General features: G+C 36.8%; 2 protein-coding genes. Both read right to left on the bottom strand.

The features are described 5' to 3' along the window. The coding region (locus tag ACRD7B_RS22645) for a LamG-like jellyroll fold domain-containing protein (RefSeq protein ID WP_430826952.1) at window positions 1-2,957 on the bottom strand (2,957 nt) is incomplete at its 3' end. 161 nt (window positions 2,958-3,118) lie between these two features. Continuing rightward, on the bottom strand, window positions 3,119-3,568 hold a 450-nt coding region (locus ACRD7B_RS22640; RefSeq protein WP_430826951.1), incomplete at its 5' end, for a T9SS type A sorting domain-containing protein.

The following is a 3,568-nucleotide window of genomic DNA, read 5'->3' as shown; positions in this document are numbered from 1 at the left end:
AGTGCTACTTCATATTTTATAATGCTTGATGGTAACACATTAATAACAGTATTTGCATCTGATTTTAAAGAGTAGATATAGGAAAGTTTATTTCCACTCTCCATTCGTATTTTTGAATCTAGGCGGCTAATGTCTTCCTGACCATTATCGCTAATCGCAATTACAGCTTCCGCCACTGCATACTGGTTTTGTAGTTCAAGACGTAATATGTCCTTTTCTATTTTTCCTGACTTAAGCGATGCGGTTTCATGAATACGTTTACTGGTTTTCATATGTATATCACCTGCTGTTTCCTTCATAACCCAGAAACACTGCCCTGGTGCAATTACTCCGTCAAAATCAGAAGGTGTACTTATGCCGGACAATACATTAAAGGTCGCTAAAGAACGACTTTCAGGCGTTGATCCGGTACGAACATAGGCTGAACCTGTAGTGTGATAGAAGTCTGCATTTATATTATCCTTATTTTCTTCGGTAAGCTGATAATATGAAGGATAGGGATTTGCTATTAATTGCCAACCATCTATGAGTGTTTTTGATAGATCCGTATCATTAAGTGTTCCTGTGTATGATATTTGACTCATGGTACCATTAAGCGCCATCGCATATCCAGTTAAAGGATTTGAATCAAGCGTGCCACCTGTTAGATTATTCCATGCTCCATTGTATCCATAAAGTTTATAGCCATCTGTAGCCGAGTATGTATTTATTGTTGCATCTGAAATAGAATGACCAATGTACCAGTATCGATTTAGATCATAATTCCAATTAACAGTTATTTCCGAGCTTGTGGTTCCATTGTTTATAAAAGAAGCTGGACTAGTTGAACTGTTGTTTATAATAAGCTCATCATTAATTGTCAGGTCTGCGCCCGATTCAATGGTGAAATGTGCTCCTTCCATTAGTTCAAGAGTGCCCATGCTCATACTACTTCCTGTATTCAGAACTACACTTGAATTGGATGTTATCAAACCTTTATTTGCGGCTCTTGGCAACTCAGCTTCATTCCAGCTCCAATTACTACTGTTAGCACAATCGTTATCAATTGAGCCTAACCATTTGTATGGAAGTGATGAATTGAGATAGTTCTCCGCGACCTTATTAAGAGTTAAGTGATTACTGCCTTCGTAATCCATGATTTCTGTTCCTAAAACGCCTTCGTTAAATTGGTAATAGGCTGATAGACCTGAACTGGCCGTTGGTGTAGTTTGGTAAAGATACTGCTCAATTTCGGTTTGTGTACGGCATGTGTTCCAAATTCGTAATTCGTCAAACCTTCCTATAAAGGGGTTACCATTACCTACATCTTGTAGAATTCCGTCAGCAAGCATAAAGCTATTTACAGGATTACTAACATGGATTCCACTTGTGGATGCAGTGGCACTTAAAACGCCATTAAGGTATAAATTAAGAGATGAAGCATTTCCTGTAGCCGCCACATGTACCCATTGGCTGGAATAGTCCCACGGACATGAAACAGAACCAGCTTCACTTGTCAATGTCAATTGTCCTCCTATAATACCAAGTGTTACATTGTCTTTCTGGCCAAAAAATCCCCTATCGCCAATATCATTAGCAACATACACCCATGATTCCATCGAAAATTCAGTGCTGCCTGAAATAACAATACCATTGGCATCTTCGGCATATCCACCATTAAATGAGATGCAATCGCCTAAAAATGTATTGGTCTGTCCATTATAAAAATTGATTGCATAATCCTCAACTTCGCCAACGGAAACATTTCCGCATGCATCAGCAACATCTCCAGCTTGATTTGCCAGTTTTATACGAAATGTTATTAAGCCTGGACTAAGCGTACTAGGTGGTGAAATTGTAGCAGCTCCAAAATAATTCCTACCTGAATTAGTGATTGTTAAATCATAATAACCATCGTCGTAATAACCATTTCTGTCCCAGTCGAACCAGCATCTTACATTTCTGGAATTTCCTCCATTTGCGCCCCACCAATAATCACTATCAATGCCTTCTAAATCTAAATCAAGTGTAAAATCTGCTGACGCGTCTAAATCAAGTTCTAAATCGAAAAACGATGAATAAGATGAATTACTTGTTCCATTATTGAGTCCTGCCTCTGCTATGCTAACATTACTGATGTACCCTTGAGTTATAGTATTGGCTCCGGCAGGACAACTAACAGTGATGTAGCCCGAGTAAACCGATGAGCTAGTCCCATTTGCATTTGTTGCTTCAAGTGAAACGTCATAGAATCCTTTATTGTGAAATACAAGTTCCGGGTTTTGAGAACTGGCAGTAGAGCTATTAATAAAATCCCAATCAACTCCTTCGGTTCCACTAATTGTCCATAAAAAGGAAGAAGGCGCCTCTGTGCTCATATCAAAAAGGGTAATTTCATCCCCTTCAAAGATAACTCGACTGCTTGCATCTATGTTAATGCCGGGTTTAGCACCTGGTGTAATGTTAATACCACGTATTAACAAATCATCTATAAAAATATCTTCTCCTCCATTACTCAAAAATTTCAGACATAATTGAAAATTATTATGAGACCAATTCTCCAAGGTATATGAGAAGAACTGCCAGCTATTGGCTTCGGGTGAATTAAGTATTAAACGTTGTTCATCTCCCAAATTCCCATCCCATTGATAATCTTCGCCAATATAAACTTCAAGTTTATCAGCAGAATTATAAGTGATACTAGGGTTTTTATATTTAAAGGAAATAACTACCTGATCATAATTCGCGGCAACCTCATTAAGCAATGGGCTCAGGTACCAACCTTGTTGTTTCAATCTTAAGGCATCATTCTCAACTTCTACCTTACTATTATTGCTTAGCAATTCCCAACCAGCACTTACTAAATTAACCCGACTTTTACCATCAAAATTTTCATTTAAAAAGATGGTTGTTTGGGCAAGTGAAAGTTGAGTTAGCAATGCGTAAATTGCTATGCTTATTACATGTTTAATTTTCATTGATGCTAAATATGTGTATTACTCAATTGATGATTAACATTTGGGTAGTAGTGTTTAAACGTTATTACCGTTAAAAGGATACATTAATTTCTTTTTTTTATAAAAAAAAAGGGAAGTCTAGTTAAAGAATTCCCTCTGAATATCGATAGTATTTACTTCTATTAATTAATTAGTAACTTTTGTGTGTATATCTTGTTTTCTGATGTTAATTTAAGAATGTATATTCCTGCAGGTAGATTGTCACCATCAATTTCGTATTTGTTGGTTCTGAATTGTTTTTGAGTTGTTAATTGCCCTGAGATATTAAACAACTCCAGTGTTTTTTCGGCAAAGTCCCAATCGCACTCTACCATTATTGTATTGTTATTTTGAACATAGGCAATAGCACCCCCATTATTAATTTCTCCGATATCAGTAGGTGTATCGTTATTGTTCTTAAAATGCAGTACTAAACGATTGTTGAAGTCACCCTTTTGTGTTTCAAAAGTATAACTATTTGTGCTACGCATGTCAATCATTGCACCTGTTTCTTTATCCTCAAGGTAAACAGATCGTGTTGCATCAAAGTTACTCAAGCCATCAATACTAATAGAATGTTGTCCTGCTTCAAA

Origin of the sequence: Carboxylicivirga fragile (assembly GCF_050589805.1) — a bacterium.
Lineage (GTDB): Bacteria > Bacteroidota > Bacteroidia > Bacteroidales > Marinilabiliaceae > Carboxylicivirga > Carboxylicivirga fragile.
This window is presented reverse-complemented; position numbering and strand designations above follow the sequence as displayed.